General features: G+C 61.9%; 10 protein-coding genes, 1 pseudogene and 1 riboswitch. Of the genes and pseudogenes, 6 read left to right on the top strand and 5 right to left on the bottom strand.

Annotated elements, in window-relative coordinates; genetic code table 11:
• Nucleotides 1-71 precede the first annotated feature (71 nt).
• Nucleotides 72-416: a hypothetical protein gene (locus AC5Y4N_RS11795; RefSeq protein WP_499907863.1), complete on the bottom strand. Its 345-nt coding sequence runs from the start codon at nt 414-416 to the stop codon at nt 72-74.
• A gap of 1378 nt (nt 417-1794) precedes the next feature.
• Nucleotides 1795-1908, top strand: a riboswitch (SAM riboswitch).
• A 32-nt stretch (nt 1909-1940) separates the two neighbouring features.
• On the opposite strand from AC5Y4N_RS11795, the gene AC5Y4N_RS11790 reads away from it, so the two are divergent.
• From AC5Y4N_RS11790 to AC5Y4N_RS11765, 6 genes and pseudogenes are all read left to right on the top strand, one after another.
• Complete coding sequence (locus AC5Y4N_RS11790) at nt 1941-2315, top strand: hypothetical protein (RefSeq protein ID WP_499907864.1); 375 nt, start codon at nt 1941-1943, stop codon at nt 2313-2315.
• Nucleotides 2312-2923 carry a recombinase family protein gene (locus tag AC5Y4N_RS11785; RefSeq protein ID WP_499907865.1) on the top strand — a complete coding sequence of 204 codons (612 nt, stop codon included), beginning with the start codon at nt 2312-2314 and terminating at the stop codon, nt 2921-2923. Before AC5Y4N_RS11790 ends, AC5Y4N_RS11785 begins: the two co-directional genes overlap by 4 nt.
• A gap of 228 nt (nt 2924-3151) precedes the next feature.
• A complete protein-coding gene (locus tag AC5Y4N_RS11780; protein ID WP_499907866.1) occupies nt 3152-4600 on the top strand; it encodes an ADP-ribosylglycohydrolase family protein in 1449 nt (482 codons plus the stop codon).
• 144 nt (nt 4601-4744) lie between these two features.
• Nucleotides 4745-4921 (top strand): annotated as a pseudogene (locus tag AC5Y4N_RS11775) (cytochrome P450); the annotation flags it as partial.
• A 33-nt stretch (nt 4922-4954) separates the two neighbouring features.
• Complete coding sequence (locus AC5Y4N_RS11770) at nt 4955-7684, top strand: hypothetical protein (protein WP_499907867.1); 2730 nt, start codon at nt 4955-4957, stop codon at nt 7682-7684.
• Nucleotides 7685-8343: 659 nt separating this feature from the next.
• Nucleotides 8344-9627 (top strand): glycosyltransferase family 87 protein, encoded by a 1284-nt coding sequence (locus AC5Y4N_RS11765; protein WP_499907868.1) that lies wholly within the window; start codon nt 8344-8346, stop codon nt 9625-9627.
• Nucleotides 9628-9696: 69 nt separating this feature from the next.
• On the opposite strand, the gene AC5Y4N_RS11760 is transcribed toward AC5Y4N_RS11765, so the two are convergent.
• From AC5Y4N_RS11760 to AC5Y4N_RS11745, 4 genes are all read right to left on the bottom strand, one after another.
• A complete protein-coding gene (locus AC5Y4N_RS11760; RefSeq protein ID WP_499907869.1) occupies nt 9697-10017 on the bottom strand; it encodes a hypothetical protein in 321 nt (106 codons plus the stop codon).
• Between the two features lie 434 nt (nt 10018-10451).
• The gene (locus AC5Y4N_RS11755) at nt 10452-11585 is read right to left on the bottom strand and encodes a glycoside hydrolase 5 family protein (protein ID WP_499907870.1); all 1134 of its coding nucleotides are present in this window, start codon (nt 11583-11585) and stop codon (nt 10452-10454) included.
• 246 nt (nt 11586-11831) lie between these two features.
• Nucleotides 11832-13049 carry an acyl-CoA dehydrogenase family protein gene (locus AC5Y4N_RS11750; RefSeq protein ID WP_499907871.1) on the bottom strand — a complete coding sequence of 406 codons (1218 nt, stop codon included), beginning with the start codon at nt 13047-13049 and terminating at the stop codon, nt 11832-11834.
• A gap of 17 nt (nt 13050-13066) precedes the next feature.
• Nucleotides 13067-14905, bottom strand: a complete 1839-nt coding sequence (locus AC5Y4N_RS11745) for a hypothetical protein (RefSeq protein WP_499907872.1) — start codon at nt 14903-14905, stop codon at nt 13067-13069.
• Between the last annotated feature and the right edge of the window lie 234 nt (nt 14906-15139).

Below are 15139 nucleotides of genomic sequence, written 5' to 3'. Positions count from 1 at the left end.
CAATCGGTCATCGGACTCCATTGCGCCATCGCGGTACGCCGCCCGAACTGGGCCGAAACAGGGTCCCCGTCCTAGCGTGCATATCCTTGCTGCACGAGCCACTGAGCCCCCCTGTCGCAGCCCTTCAGCCACCGGTCGGTGACAACAGAGACATTGCGGGGGCCATACAGCGTCTCCTGGTAGAGCTGCAGCTCGCCCTTGCAATATTCCTGGCGAAGCTTGGCATCGGAAAGAGTGAGCGGATCAATGCCCTGGGTCCGGCTCTTCCCGTATGCCTGAAGGCCGTCATGTTGCATCGCGCTAAAACCGATCGACTCCGACGTGGCAGGGTCTAGGGCGTTGGCCGAGGGGTCGGCCGAAGCAATTCCCGTGCTGAGCAGGACCGCAACCCCGAGGAGGGTGAGCAGGTTGCCCAAATGTTTAAGATGTCTAGTTGACATTTTCGCTCCCATGGTCGTCGAGGCCTTTGCTGGCTGTACCCATGTTGGGTTGTTCTCTCCGTTCGAATAAAGGGTCTTTGGCCACTTGGGGATGCATACCTGAGTCACTGCTGGGGTGTGCCGTTGACCCGGAATATCGTTGCCGTGACGATTCCGACTCCATCGCATCCGTGAAGGTAGACGGTGGCGAATTGCCCACCGCCGAGACCCCGGCACACGAGCACTGCCGCTGAAAGTCCATCGTTGGAGCCGATCTATGGCCCGGTTACTCCTGGCCAGCCGGGAGGCGGTGTCGGTGAAGGTCCGGTCGGTGTGATACCCCGCGCCGACGGCGTCGTGCTGCAGATCTATGGACGGCTCTCCGGAAGACACCTGAAGGTATGCAGTGATGCGCAGGGCGTATAGAACCACTGTGGTCCGGCAGTTCGTCCGGTGTCATACCACGAGAAAACGAAGGTGCGCGCTCAGCAGTTGTGTAGTGCGATGTCCTTGGCCACGTAGGGGTCATAACCGCGACTAACGACATAGTTAGTCACGGCGCGAATGCAGTCACTGTTGGCACTAGTTGTCACAATGTCAGCAACCGTCGCACAGGTAGCGTCACGGTAGGTGCCCACATGGTGTACTTCCTGTGGGATGAGCAAGTTGCCGAGCTCACAGTACGTATCGGCATGGGCAGTGGGACCCGTGCCCACAAACGGGACCGACAGGGTGACAGATAGGGCGGCAAACAACTTGATCACCAGACCAGTATGATCGCCAGACAATCGTGGGTCTCGAAAACGATGGCAACGCGATGAAAGCGGCACGCCACCGGCTTTGGGACGCACGATCTTGGGCGGCGAGAGCAGCCACACACGCATAAGTGCAGTTGACGGAGGATGCGCACGAACCGGCTGATTGAATCGCCACAGGTAGGCGGAACCGGGTTGGCCTATCAGAAGCCTTTGCCTCGCATGCTTCGAAGTTAGGTCGGCGGCAATGGAGTCGCGGGAGAAGCAACGAGCGGATGACCACCATTCGGTGGCACGCGCGTCAGATCCTCAAACGCAATCCCAGCCCACTAGCAGGATTTATTCGTTGCTAAACACCTTCGAGCTGCCGCCTAACGACCGAGCACGCGCCGACCATTATCGCGAAATAGAACACATCTGAGACGGCTCAATCACACTCCGGGCCAAGCTTATTGGCCAAGGTCATGCCGTCTCGGAAGTTTGTCTCAGATGGGCTTGTCTCACCGACTGCGGTGCCGCCGCTTCTGAGACTGTTGCCATCACTGCGTTGAGCGATGGCGTCGAGTTGAGCAGTCCAAACCCGTACCGTTAGCCAGACCCGTTGAGATACAATAAAAGTGCTTCACGAGTTGCCGTCGTTAAGCTCCGACTGGACGGCACGCCAACCCCACGCTCGTTGGGTGGCTCGGATGACGAAGCGGCCGACACCAGCCGGTGTCGGGCAAGAGCGCCTCCTACACGGAGGCCCAGGATTGCGGGAGTGCCTATGACTGCTTCTGTTTGGGATTTTTCTGGCACCGATGCACAGTGCACCTCATACAAACCAGGCCATCTAGTCCACTGGATTCAGTTCAACCACTCCCTGCGCGAGCCGTCGGGCGCTGTCCCTGTAACCGCGGCAGTCGACGATGATGGCGTGATCCACATCAAGGGTGATGACCTGTCTCTATTGCGGTGGAATCACCGTCCAGCGCTGCTACGAGATGCGCTGCGCCGCTTCGGCGGAATGGCGGTGTGGAAGCCGCGCTGGCAAGTTTTGGCGGTCCCCACCGAAGCGTTCGTTGGGGGTGCGCGCAGCGTCTTCAGCCTCGCAACGGTCGACCAACGCCACGACTGCTATGTCAATGACGCGGGCAAATGACGATCATCACCCACGCAGCGGACAATGGCGCGCAAGAGGTGAGCACCGGCACCCTCATCGGCTACACCCGCGTCTCCACGGTCGCACAAACGCTTGATCAGCAGAATGCGGCGCTCGCAGCGGCGGGCGTGACAAAGACGTTCTCGGACGTGATGTCGGGTGCCCGCGACGACCGGCCTGGTCTTGCTGCGCTCATGGAGTACGTCCGTGCGGGCGACACGGTGGTGGTGTGGAAGCTGGACAGGCTGGGCCGCAACATGATCCACATTCTGCAGACCGTCAAGGAACTCAGCGCCAGAGGCGCGACGTTGGTGTCGACCACCGACGGCATCGACTCGTCAACCCCTGCCGGTCGCATGATGATCGGCGTGCTGGGATCGCTGGCCGAATACGAGCGTGAGCTGGTGAAGGAACGCACCGCGTTGAAGCGCCAAGCATCTCGAGAAAACGGGAAGAGGTTTGGCCGACCCAAGAAGGTGACCGGCGCCCAACACCTCGCCACCGCAAGGCGGATGAAGACCGACGGCCACACGGCCAAGGACATCGCCAAGTACCTCGGAGTCAGCCGCGCCACCCTCTATCGGTACCTGGTCGACGAATCCCTGTAACCCCCGACGGGGGGCTGCGCTGGTTTCGCCCCCGACGGGGGTGTTTCAGATGCGGTTTACCCCCGGCGGGGAAGGGATCCCATCCCCGTCGGGGGTGCAGGAACCCCGCCACCCCCGCAGGGGGAAGGCGCAACCTTCGGCTCCGCGCCTGAGTGTTCAAGTCCGGCATGACATCACGACTCAACAAACTTCACGGCCCTACGCCTCGGTGGAGTAAAGGAGACGGCCATGACATTCTCAACGACACAGATTGACCGCGCTTGCGGCGTACTGCTCGGCACCGCAGCAGGAGACGCCCTTGGTGCGGCTTATGAGTTCGGCCCACCTCGCGGCCCCGACCTTGAGGTCGCCATGGTCGGCGGCGGAGCCTTCGGCTGGGAACCCGGCGAATGGACCGACGACACGTCTATGGCGATTGCCATCGCCGAGGTGGCCGCCACCGGAGCAGACCTGCTTCACGAGAAGGCGCTCGATGCGATCGTTACCCGCTGGCATGAGTGGATGCTTAACGCCAACGATGTTGGTGTTCAGACACGGTCGGTTCTCAGCCGAGCAGCCCGACACGGCAGCACGGCGGAAGCGGCACGCATGGAATCAGCAGCGCTACACAGGTCAACTGGCAGATCTGCGGGCAACGGTTCATTAATGCGCACCGCACCCGTCGCACTGGTCTACCTCAACGATGAAGCAGCCCTGGTCGAGGCAGCCCGTGCGGCGAGTGAGCTGACGCACTGGGACCGTGAAGCCGGTGATGCGTGCGTGCTGTGGTGCCTCGCCATCCGTCACGCCGTTTTCACGGGAGAGCTGAACGCTCGAATCGGCCTGCCGCACATCGACAATGAACGCCGAGAATTGTGGGCATCACGGCTCGATGTCGCCGAGAAGGCTAAGCCGTCAGACTTCCACAACAACGGGTGGGTGGTGGAAGCGCTGCAAGGGGCATGGTCAGCGATCGCGACAACGCCGGTTCCGCAGGATGATCCGGCCAACGGAGTCTTCCGCGTCGACCACCTGCGCCTGGCGCTCGATGCGGCGGTGCGAGGGGGAGGGGACACCGATACCGTCGCAGCGATCGCCGGTGGGCTGCTCGGCGCTGCCTACGGCGCGTCGGCGGTTCCCGCGGAATGGCGTCGCATGCTGCACGGCTGGCCACGAATGCGCGCCCGTGACCTCGTCAATCTTGCATCCACCATTATCCGCGGAGGAGAGCCCGACTCCTTCGATTTCGCCTACAACGGCTACGAATTAGGTGTCCTAGTAAGGCATCCCTATGACGATGAGGTGTGGCTAGGAGACATCGGGGCGCTGCGGTCACTGCGCGATGGTGTCGATGCTGTCGTGTCGCTCTGCCAGGTCGGTGACGGGGACCTGCCAGCGCGCGCTGAACAGCTTGATGTTCGCCTGATCGACCAACCGGGCGTCAACGGCAATCTCGACTTTGTCTTGCTTGACACCGTGCGCCTCGTCGAACAGCTGCGCCGGGAGGGCCACACCGTCCTGATTCATTGCGTGCAGGCGCAGAGCCGCACGCCCAGCATCGCCGCCCTCTATGGCGCACGGCTCCGGCAGACAACCATCGAAGAGGCGCTTGCAGATGTAGTTGTAGCGCTACCTGGCGCTGATCCGATCCCGGAGTTTCGTGAGGCGATGCAACGACTTCACCCCGCCGCAGACTGAACTAGGACCACGAGCAGGTTAAAAGGTCAGAGACGCAGTTCGCCTCCCCCTCAGCGTTTTTCGTGTGGTCGACCAGATAAGAGGCTTGGACGCGCGGGTGTGAAATTCCCTCGGCATGAAGATGCGCTTACACATTTGCAATCGGAGTCCCACCTTTCCGGGTCGTTGCTTGTCGGAGCGGCGCTTGCTCGGTTGGAGGCTCAGATCGTGCTGGGTCAGCTTATCGACCGCACATCGAAGATCGAGGCGGTTGATATCGGTCGGCGGCTGCCGAGCCTCCTCGTGCGCCGTCTCGAACGACTCGAATTGGCTTGCGAGTGATGGGGTTCAGTCGATTGTTCACACTTCTGAGCGATGCAGGCTTTCGAGGGCATTGAGTCGGGCGCCGCGATGGTGAGCAGCTATCTGACACACCCTGGCTTCGTCGCGTCGAACCTGTTCGCCGAAAAGGAAACGGGCACAAGGCTTCGCTACGAGCGTCCTGTCCGAACGAAACTGAGGACACTGACGCGAAGCTTCATGTGTAAAAAACCGCGCGCGCGAAGTTCACCCGTCAGGCCAAGGCGAAGAACAAGGGCAGCGCCGTGGGTCGCGCGGCGGCTCGACGCGGCAAGTCGAAAAAGAAGCGCTAGCCGTGGCGCGTCGACCGGTTCGGCGCAAGGCGAAGCGCCCATACCACCGGGACGTGCGTGGCCGGTTCGCTCCGGGCCGGGTGCCGCCGAAGCGCAGAAGAAACGTAAGCGCCGCCGTCGTGCTGCCGGGGCGGTCGTCGTCGCCGGAGTCGTCGCCGGAAGTCAGGTCCATCCCGCCAGCCGCACGCGCACTGAGGTCCAGCGCCGTCGCATCGTTCGCGGCCATGTCGAGCGGGCCCCCGCCGACCACGAGCGAATGACCAGCTTGCGCGCTCGCGCGTTTCCGACAACGGCGGCCACCGGCAAGCCGTTCAACGCCCGCGCGGCGAGAGCCGAGGGCCGCAAGCTCACCAAGGGCTACCGAAAGGGCGTCAAATCGGTGCGGAAAGTGCGTCGAAAGTCTCGGCGTCAGTCCTCGCGGCCTGGCGGCAGGCGGCAAAGTGCCAGGACGGCTGGTGTGTCGGCATCCTGGTGTGTCGGCGCGAATGCCTACGATCCGCCCATGGCTGTAAACGAAGAGACCGGCCCGAATGCAACGACGGCGCACCCTCTACGGATGAGTGGTCGCAGCGCGTTTTACTCGTTTTCGTTCGATCTCGGGGCCGACCTCGACTACATCGCGCTTGCTAACGGCCTGTTGAAGAAGGACATAGCAACTGTTGCGGGATCGCCTACGCGCGATGGGTTGCGAGTAGGACGACGAGTGTCGAAAACTCATCGGTTCCATCGAAACGCCTCAAGAACCGCAGATTTTTACAATGCGTTGTATGACGAAGAATTCTCGATTGCGCGCCTATGGAGAATAGATAAACTCCAAACCTTGAAGATCATGTGGATTCTCCGATCTGTACTGTTGTCCGCCATCATTCGATGGGTGCGATCATCAGCAGGGCTAGAAGTGCGCACTGAAGATCAATCCGATCAACGAGAGACTTCTACAAGAAATTTTGCCGACAGCATTGACGACAGCCGAATGCGGATGAACGAAGCCATCGACAACATACGTGAAACATTTGTGCATCAATTGGTAATGGGTGCGATGCGACTCAGGCTGGAGCAGCAGATCTACTTTCCGAGATATTATGCGCAGCTGGAGCCGTTTATTCGCTTGGAGATGAACCGCTCGCATGTCACGGTCGGTGACTTCGAAGACGAGCCCATTGAGATATCGTTGATGATTCATCGAAGCGGCATCTGTATCTTAACTTTTGCAACTTCGGTAGATGCAGAGCTAGATTTCCGCGCGGCCTACAACGCCCTCTATGCGGGTGCTCGACACTTCGACGCTGTTAAGTTGTCGGAGCCGGTTTTTTCGTATCGTGGTTCACGCCCCGATATTGGCAACATTGAAATCCGAACCAAAGAAGAGATCCACGAAGGTCTCCGATGGTTTTCACTAACCCGTGATCAGTCAGAAGCAGCGGCTAGTCCGATCACGATGGTGGACATCTTTTACTTCTATCGGCACGTTATAGAGTCGGTTGCTCGGCGTGAGATGAAATACGAGTGGCGCTGCTTCAGCACACTGTTTGTGGGAGAACCCGTCTGCGGCTGCGTCGGTTCGGAGGCTAAACAAGTTCACGATGTCGAACTTGGACAGTTGCTCATCCGCTCCCTGTCTCCGTACCCGGTCAAAGATGAGTTTCGCAAAGAACTTCTCGAAAACTATCTAGTCACCACTCATGCCGAAATGTGGCTGTCGGCTGGGTGCGCCATACATACATATTGGAATCGACGGGATATCGACTACCTGAGTGATATTGAAGTGATCGAGCCCATCGAATTTGCTATTCTGCAATACAGCCAAGTGGAGGCAGTCGATACAAGAACCGTCAATGTTTCCGTAAAGGATCGCGATCTGTTTGATGCGCAACGACAGATCGCAACTAACATGCCAGAGTATGGCCGGAATTTGATGTCTAACGTCGATGCGCCCCGCATAATCTCAGGTTTGAGTGATCTGCTCACCACGCCTCAAATTGCGACCCGAATCAACGACCGAGTGAAGGTGCTCGAAAGTATAGTGAACACTCGTTTTACCCGCAGGCAGTCACGTCGCTCACTTGCTATCTCGTCGATTGGTCTCATTGTCGTGATTGTGCTGCTACTGCCGCGCGTCGACGAAATGGTTAGAAAACTATTAGTACTTACGCCGACATCTGGCATGATGACGACTATCGTCGACTTTTTCGGCACGCAGGATCGCGCGACATTAGCGCTCTACTGGCTTTTCCTAGCAGTCACCGTAGTCATATTCGCGCTATTTACGATGCGCGTATCTCGTTCGCGCCTGCGGCGGCAGCGGCGCAACTTCGGTTACCACACGACGCATGAGGTGGCGCTTACCCGCGACGCGCAACGTGACGGAGATCAATCGAACTCATCGGCCGCCGAGAACCCGACATCGCCAGCTAATGAATCCGGCCCGCCAGCGAAGACAGCAGATAGTTGAGATTGTTGAGTCCCGCCACCAGGGCGGTGTGTGGTGGGCTATACTGGCTGGTCAGACCCACTTTTTGGCGTGGTGCCCCCGGCAGGATTCGAACCTGCGGAGTGCCGACCACAGCACTGAGTCGAGAGGCGGTGCTATGTCCGTCACCTCCTACGCCCAGCTTATTACTCTCCCGCTTGGCCGTCTCCTCGATCAACTGGATGTCTGTCCAGCCCGTCTGGTCGGGCTCATCGCGATCGGCACGCAGGCGCCGCGGACCTTGTGATTGGAGACATCTTGCTTAGGTAATGGCGAACTGCTCACCGTGGCAGAGGTCGCTGCCCTAACGCCGTTCTCCGGACGTTGGCTATTGGCGCCAGGCCGGATCAGGTGGACCCGAGACGATAGAACTGCGACGACGGTGATGCATCGCTGGGACGATGTCGAAGCATGGCGGAAGCGCAAGGAGTGTCTTGACGGCGTCAAGAGCTGACACGTAAAGGCCTGGTCACGAGCCGTAGCGAATCGGAGCGAGATGTAGTGAACCCGCAGATGAATGCGCATTTTGCCAGGTAGAAGCTCGGGTTCGATTCCCGGCAGCTCCACTGAGTTAACGCAGGCGCATCGAGAAACGGTGGTCGCCACTCGCGCAAGGGAGTTTCCCGCCTGACGTAGCGGGTATGGGGCGCATCGTGGATTCCGTCATCGACGTCGTCGCTGAGGACGACGCCAGGACGGATTCTCAGTCACGGCGACGCAGGTGGCGTCGTGCCGGATGGATCGTCGGCTCACTCGTTGCGGTCGTCGCCTGCTCGGTGTATCTCGTGCAAGCTGCGACCGGATACCTGATGGATCTGTCGGTCTTTCGGGATGCGGGTTATGCCCTGACCCACAATTTGCCGTTGTATCAAGGCTTTTCGAGCTCGTCGGGGTTTCCGTTCATCTACCCGCCGTTCGCGGCTGTCCTGTTCGCGCCGATGGTGGCCGTGCCGGCAACTGCGTTGCAGATTGGGTGGAGCGCGTTCAACCTGCTCTTGGTGTGGTGGACGTTGCGCACCATCCTCAATCGCCTCAATGTCCCGTCGCACAACTGGACCGCGGTTGCCGCCCTCGGGCCGGCCCTCCTGCTGGAGCCGGTCAGATCGAATTTCTCCTTCGGCCAGATCAATATCGTGCTGATGGCCCTGGTCGTGGCCGATTGTTTCGGCGCGCTGCCTCGCGGACTTCGGGGCGCAGGCATTGGCATCGCGGCCGGCATCAAGATCACCCCGGCTGCGTTCGGCCTGCTGTTGCTGTTTCGGCGTGACGGTTCGGCGATCGCCCGAGCGCTGACCGCCATCGCTGCGACGGCGGTCATCGGTGTCGTCGTGAGTCCTGGAGATTCGAAATATTTTTGGGGCGTCGAGTTCTTCCGCACTGATCGAGGGGGCGGTCCCGCGATTGACGGTAACCAGGCGATCATCGGAGTGATCGCACGGTCAGGCGTTACCGGTGTCGCGATGGATGTGCTGTATGTGCTTGCCGTGGTCGCGGTCGTCGCCGCAGTGGTGTTTGCCGGACGTCGGTTCAGCCGGGCGGGACACCATGTCGTCGCCACCGGTGTCGTCGCGCTGGGCGCTCTGCTAGCAGCGCCATTGGCGGTCACACATCACTGGGTGTACATCGTGCTCTTGATCCCGCTGGTGATCGCCCGGCAATACCGACGATGGCGACCGATGCTGATCGCGGCTCTTCTTGTATTCGCCGCCGGTCCGCATTTCGCGCTGCCGGTTCGCGTTCCGGGAGCCGAGACCGTGCTGCGTCACGCCATCGGTAACGCGCAAGCGATCACCGGTGTCGCGCTGTTGATCGGCGCGGTGATTGCTGCGCGTTCCCTCCGTGTGGCCGAGGACGAGATTGCGCCGCAAGCCTGCAGGCGACGCCTCAACTCCCGCAGCTTGGTTGTAAACCAGATGCCACAATAGGTTTCGCAGCGCAAAGGGCACTTAGCCCTAGGCTAGAGTGCTTGGTACACGCGCTATTCGCCGTCTGCCTCAGGGGTGTGGGGTCAGCCCGTAGACAGCCCAGCAGGGCTGCATCGAATGCACGTTGCGGAAGACTTGGCCGCTGGCAACCATCATCGGAACGCCATCGACCACCTGGCAATGCATATCCGCGAGGTCGATGCCCTGCGGTTGTTGCGGCTGAGGAACCTGATTCAGGCCCTGCTGGACACCGTCGGCGATCTGATTGGCGATTCGTCCAGCCGGGTTTTGTTGGTCTTGGCACTGCTGGTTGTTCTGGTCGCATGGGGCCGGATCGTCGGCACTGGCGATGGGCGCCCCCCATATCAGACAGCCGGCGGTGCTCAACACGAACGCGGACGCAATGAGCCTGGTTGAGTGTTTCAAGACAGTTTCCCTTCGTTGATTATTTGCTCACGCAGCGCTAACGGCTGACACGGCATCAGGCACCGACGCATTTGCGAGTCTCATGACTGAGCCTGCGCTTACAGGCGTTATTGCTCGACGACGCGATAGGGCTGTTGCATCCGCCGCCCGCTCGGGGCGAGTGAACGCAGTACGACAGTCGATTGCTGGGGATTTCACAGGAAACCGAGAATCGGTTGCATACTGCTGTCACCTCCGCGCGAATCCAGACCGAAAGCCGGGAAACGAGGGGCCCGAATCAACGGTAAAGGTCAGAAGCTGACCGTGACCCGTTCCTGTTCGGGACGTTGGTCATGGAAGGTCGCCGGACTGTCCGGGCTATGCGCCGGCGCCGAAGCTTTGGAAGTGATCGAAGTAGCTCAGCGCTGACCTATCCCGCTCAGATTGCGAATCGCTTGAATTTCGGTGTCCTGATAGGCCCGTCCATCGGGTCGAAGAAGGTCGTGAAACCACACTTTCGGAGGCGCTGTGTACGGGTGATCCCACGAATCCCACGGATAGTACGTCTGAGTCTTGCCAGCCACCAAGCCCCAGTTGAACGCACCGACGTTGTGTCGCTTGGCAATCGGCAAGATACCTTCTACGGTGCTGCCCCTCGACCGAGCCAGATACTCGGTGCACAGGATCGGTCTGCCCAAAGGCGAGAGTTCAGCGATCCGCGCCTCGAAGGCCGAGGGCTTGTCATAGCAGTGGAACGTGATCACGTCGGAGTTGTCGAGTTGAATCCCGCTGATTGTGCTGCGATTGCCTGCATCTCCCCAATTGCCCTGCCAGACAGCACTTGTCAACGGCTGAACAGGATCGACTGACCGTGCCCACCGAAACACCTGGGGGAGTAGCGCCGCGACGAGCTCCTGCTTGTCTTTCCTCTCCACCTTGCGATATTCACGCGCAGGATTGTCGGGTTCATTCCACAGGTCCCAGCCCAAAACGCGGTCGTCGTTGCGGAATTGGCTCACCACACCCGTGACGTAGTCGCGCAGAACGCCGGCATAACTGCGGTCGCCGAGACGTTCGGCGCCAGGGCTCTGCACCCATCCGGAGTTCGTGACTCCTGGTGTCGGCGCGCGCTGTGGGCCTGCCTTCGGGAACGGATCCCAGCAGGAGTCGAACAAGACAAAGAGTGGCTTGATGCGGTGGCTGGCCGCGATGGCGACGAACTGTGCGAGACGGCTTTGAAAGGCTTGGGGACCCTGAGCCCACAGCTGGTCGTGCAGGAAGACTCGCACGGAGTTGAATCCGACTTGCCGAGCCAGGGCCAGTTCGCGGTTGATGCGTCCGGCGTCGTATGTGCCCGGCTGAAACATCTCGAGCTGATTGATGGCGGTTGCCGGGATGTAGTTCGCGCCGACCAGCCAACCCTGTGCTTGATACCACCGGTCGGCGCGCTCACTCGACCACCGGCCTGGTTCGGCCGAGGCGCGGGGCACTCGCGCCAATGCAGCGCCTGCCGCGATGAGCAGGGGCAGCTTGATGGCCGTTCGACGGTGCACTTGGCAACCATAATTTTTCAAGCGGTGCACTCAGGCCCGCGTACTGATTCGCAATCATTGAGGTGGGGAATCGTTATCGGGCGCAAGGGCGCTGACATGTCACAGCTCACTGCCGGGGGTGCATGGCGCACAGCTCACAGGGGCCGAAACAGATTGATGCACAGGCCTTTCAGTTGAGCGACGCACCGAGGGGATCGGCGCGAACCGACCGCTGCGGCAGCGCGGCGGGCCGACCGCCGCCCATTGCTAGCGGATGTGCAGCCCGGTCAGCGCCCGGGCCATGACGAGCCGCTGAATTTCGCTGGTTCCCTCGAAGATGGTGAATATCTTGGCGTCGCGGTGCATCCGCTCGACCGGGTAGTCGCGGGTGTAGCCGTTGCCCCCGAGGATCTGGATCGCCTCGTCGGTCACATACACGGCGGTCTCGCTGGCGTGCAGCTTGGCCATCGACCCCTCCGCCGACGAGAACGGCTTGTTGTTGCGGTGCATCCAGCCCGCCCGCCACACCAGCAGCCGCGAGGCGTCGATGCGCATCTTCATGTCGGCCAGCTTGAAGGCGATGGCCTGGAACTCGCCGATCTTGCGGCCGAATTGCTCACGCTGGCAGGCATAGTCGAGCGCATACTCGTAGGCCGCACGCGCGACACCGAGCGCCATCGCGCCCACAACCGGACGGGTGCGTTCGAACGTCATCATCGCTGCGTGACTCGACGTGCGTTTGCCTTCGCGCGCCTTGGCGATTCGCCGCTCGAAGCGCTCGCGACCACCCAGAATCATGTTGCCGGGTAGCCGGACATCGTCGAGGACCACCTCGGCGGTGTGTGACGCGCGAATGCCGTGCTTCTTGAACTTCTGGCCCTGCGACAGCCCCGGTGTGCCGGGCGGCACCACAAACGTCGCCTGCCCGCGCGTGCCCAGCTCGGGGTGCACCGAGGCCACGATCACATGCACGTTGGCGATGCCGCCGTTGGTGGCCCACGTCTTGGTGCCGTTGAGCACCCACTCGTCGGCGGCCTCGTCGTAGCGTGCCCGGGTTCGCACGGCACCCACGTCGGATCCCGCGCCGGGCTCCGACGAACAGAATGCGGCAATCTTCGGGTCGCCGGGAGTGCCGAACATGTGCGGTAGCCACTCGCCGATCTGTTCGGGCGTGCCGCTCGCGGCCAGTGCCGCCGCCGCCAGGCCGGTACCCAGGATCGACAGGCCAATGCCTGCGTCGCCCCAGAACACCTCCTCGAAGACCGTCAGTAGGCCGAGCCCGCTGGGCTCGGCCGCCATCTCGGCGAACAACTCCGGGGTGTAGAGGCCGACCTTGGCGGCTTCCTGGATCAACGGCCACGGCGTTTCTTCGCGTTCATCCCACTCGGCGGCAGCGGGCCGGATCACTTCGGCGGCGAACTCGTGCACCCAGTCGCGCACGTGCGCGACGTCTTCGGGCACGTCGAGGGAAAAGGACGTCTGCATGGTTGGTCTTCCTCTTTTCAGGCCGCCACCGGCGGTCGGGCATGGGTCTGAATATCAGTCTCGCTGTTGTTGATTCGCCCGGCACCCCAGCACAGGGCTGCGACGACGCTCAGCGTGCAGGCCAGCACCACCAGGCAGCCCGCGGTCCACAGCCACCCCGGCGCGCCCAGGTTGCGCTCACGTTGCAAGATCTTGGCTTCCTGGACGAAAGGTGTCGGATTGCTCGGCGTGGCCAGGGGGGTGGAGACGGCCAGCCCTTCGGCGGGCTTGTCGATGCCCGAGTCCTGCGGCAGATAGATCGGGATGGCGGCCATCGTGCGGCCGTCCTGCACTCGCAGAAGCGTCTTCCAGCTGCCCCACACCGGGATGGGCTGGGTGGAGCGGTAATGACCCGGGCCGATGCGCTGCAAGTGGTCGACGATGATGCCCCGCTGGTTGGCCAGTCCGCCCTGCCACGACATGATCGAGACCCACTGCGGGTCGGCGCTGATCAGATCCGGCGGGTCGATCCGCACGTCGGCGGACACGGTGAGTTGTCCGGGCCTGGTCGGCTGGTTGGTCAATGTTACGGTGGCCCTGGCGTTTTCGGGCACGGTGTAGTGCAGGCCGTTGGCGGTCGCGGCGCCGATCGTCAGCACGGTCAGCGCTACGGTTCCGAGGGCGACCGCGCGGCGCGGCAACCGCCGGCCCGTCAGCACCATGCCGAGCATTCCGCCGCACATGCCGGCCAGCACCGCGACGGGCACGGCCATCGCCAGCGCCTCAGGCCACATCGACATCGGCCACGGGTAGGCGTACACGGCGTTGATCCACCACGACTCCAGCCACAGCCCCGCCGTGGCAGCGCCAAGCCCACCGATCGCGCCGAACAGCAGTGGCCGGGCGAAAAGCGATGTGAGTGCGAGCAATTCGATGACGATCGCCGGGCCGAGGTACAGCGGGAGCCAGCTGATCGGTGCACCGAGAATGGGACCGACCACCAGCGCCACGGCGCCACGTATCACCACCGACAGCACTGCCGCCAGAATCGCCGCGCCGCGCCCGAAACTGAGCCGTGCGGCCACCAACGCCAGGGCGCCGGCCGCCGCGATCAGCATCGGCTGAAACACCAGTCGAAACTGCGGTACTCCGAAGTCGAATTCGATTTGAAACACCGACAGGCCGATGACCAGGCCGCCGAATCGGGTGTACTGGCGCATTCGCTGCCCGAAGGTGTCGTCGTCTGCGGCCCCGCCGGCAGCTTTGCTCGCTTCGTATTCGAGCAGGAGAGAAGCCAGCGTCGACAGGCCGGCGCCGCCGATCATCATCAGATGGGTCGGGCCCCATAGTGTGACGTCCTGGCCGAACAGGCGGTGCCAGATGTCGTCGAGGGGAAAGCCGATCAACGCGTACAGGCCGCACCCGGCGATCAGCAGCCCGCCGACCGGGGCGTACCAGTTGCGCGTGATGCGCACCGCCGCCGGCCCGGGTTTGTCATAGGGCAGCACCACGGCGAGCATGCCCCCGACGAACAGCAAGAACAGGCCGATCAGGATGAAGTAGTGCGCAGGGTTGGCCAGTGGCCCTGGATCGCGGCCTTTGCCGATGTGCAGGCTCACATCCCAGATGAATCCGAACAGCGCGAAGATGATGTTTGCCGCGAACACCACGACCGGCAGCGCTACCCACGCCGGCCGGTTCAGCCGACGCGCGCACGCCTCGGCCGCGCGGTGCAGCCAGGTGATGCGCCGGGCACGGTGCAGGTAGCCGATCCAGACCAGCGCCGCCGAGACCACCACAGCGGTGACCGTCAGGCCGATCACTTGGTCAAGTGCCGCGCCGCCCCCTTCGGAGCCTGCGGCAGTGAAAGCCGTCATCGGTGCGTTCCCCATAACTCGTCGGTCGGGGCGGCCAAGCGTCCCCGCGTCGTCACAAATAGTAAACGTTCGTACACTGAAAGTGCAAACGCAGCGCTACAGCGGGTGTGTGCAATGAAACACATGTTCACTGCCGTGGCCGCTGAGGCGCGCAGGTGCAGGTCTGTGCCATCCTCGGCGGAGGTCGTCAACGATTGCGGGCCCGGGCCCACCTGAAAGCAGCGAGGTGACACG

The organism is Mycobacterium sp. NGS19 (genome assembly GCF_059813155.1).
This window is presented reverse-complemented; position numbering and strand designations above follow the sequence as displayed.

Coding starts and splice junctions, on each gene's coding strand:
- AC5Y4N_RS11780 (WP_499907866.1), top strand. CDS start 3,152: ATGACATTCTCAACGACACAGATTGACCGCGCTTGCGGCGTACTGCTC.
- AC5Y4N_RS11765 (WP_499907868.1), top strand. CDS start 8,344: ATGGGGCGCATCGTGGATTCCGTCATCGACGTCGTCGCTGAGGACGAC.
- AC5Y4N_RS11745 (WP_499907872.1), bottom strand. CDS start 14,905: ATGACGGCTTTCACTGCCGCAGGCTCCGAAGGGGGCGGCGCGGCACTT.
- AC5Y4N_RS11750 (WP_499907871.1), bottom strand. CDS start 13,049: ATGCAGACGTCCTTTTCCCTCGACGTGCCCGAAGACGTCGCGCACGTG.
- AC5Y4N_RS11790 (WP_499907864.1), top strand. CDS start 1,941: ATGACTGCTTCTGTTTGGGATTTTTCTGGCACCGATGCACAGTGCACC.
- AC5Y4N_RS11770 (WP_499907867.1), top strand. CDS start 4,955: ATGCAGGCTTTCGAGGGCATTGAGTCGGGCGCCGCGATGGTGAGCAGC.
- AC5Y4N_RS11785 (WP_499907865.1), top strand. CDS start 2,312: ATGACGATCATCACCCACGCAGCGGACAATGGCGCGCAAGAGGTGAGC.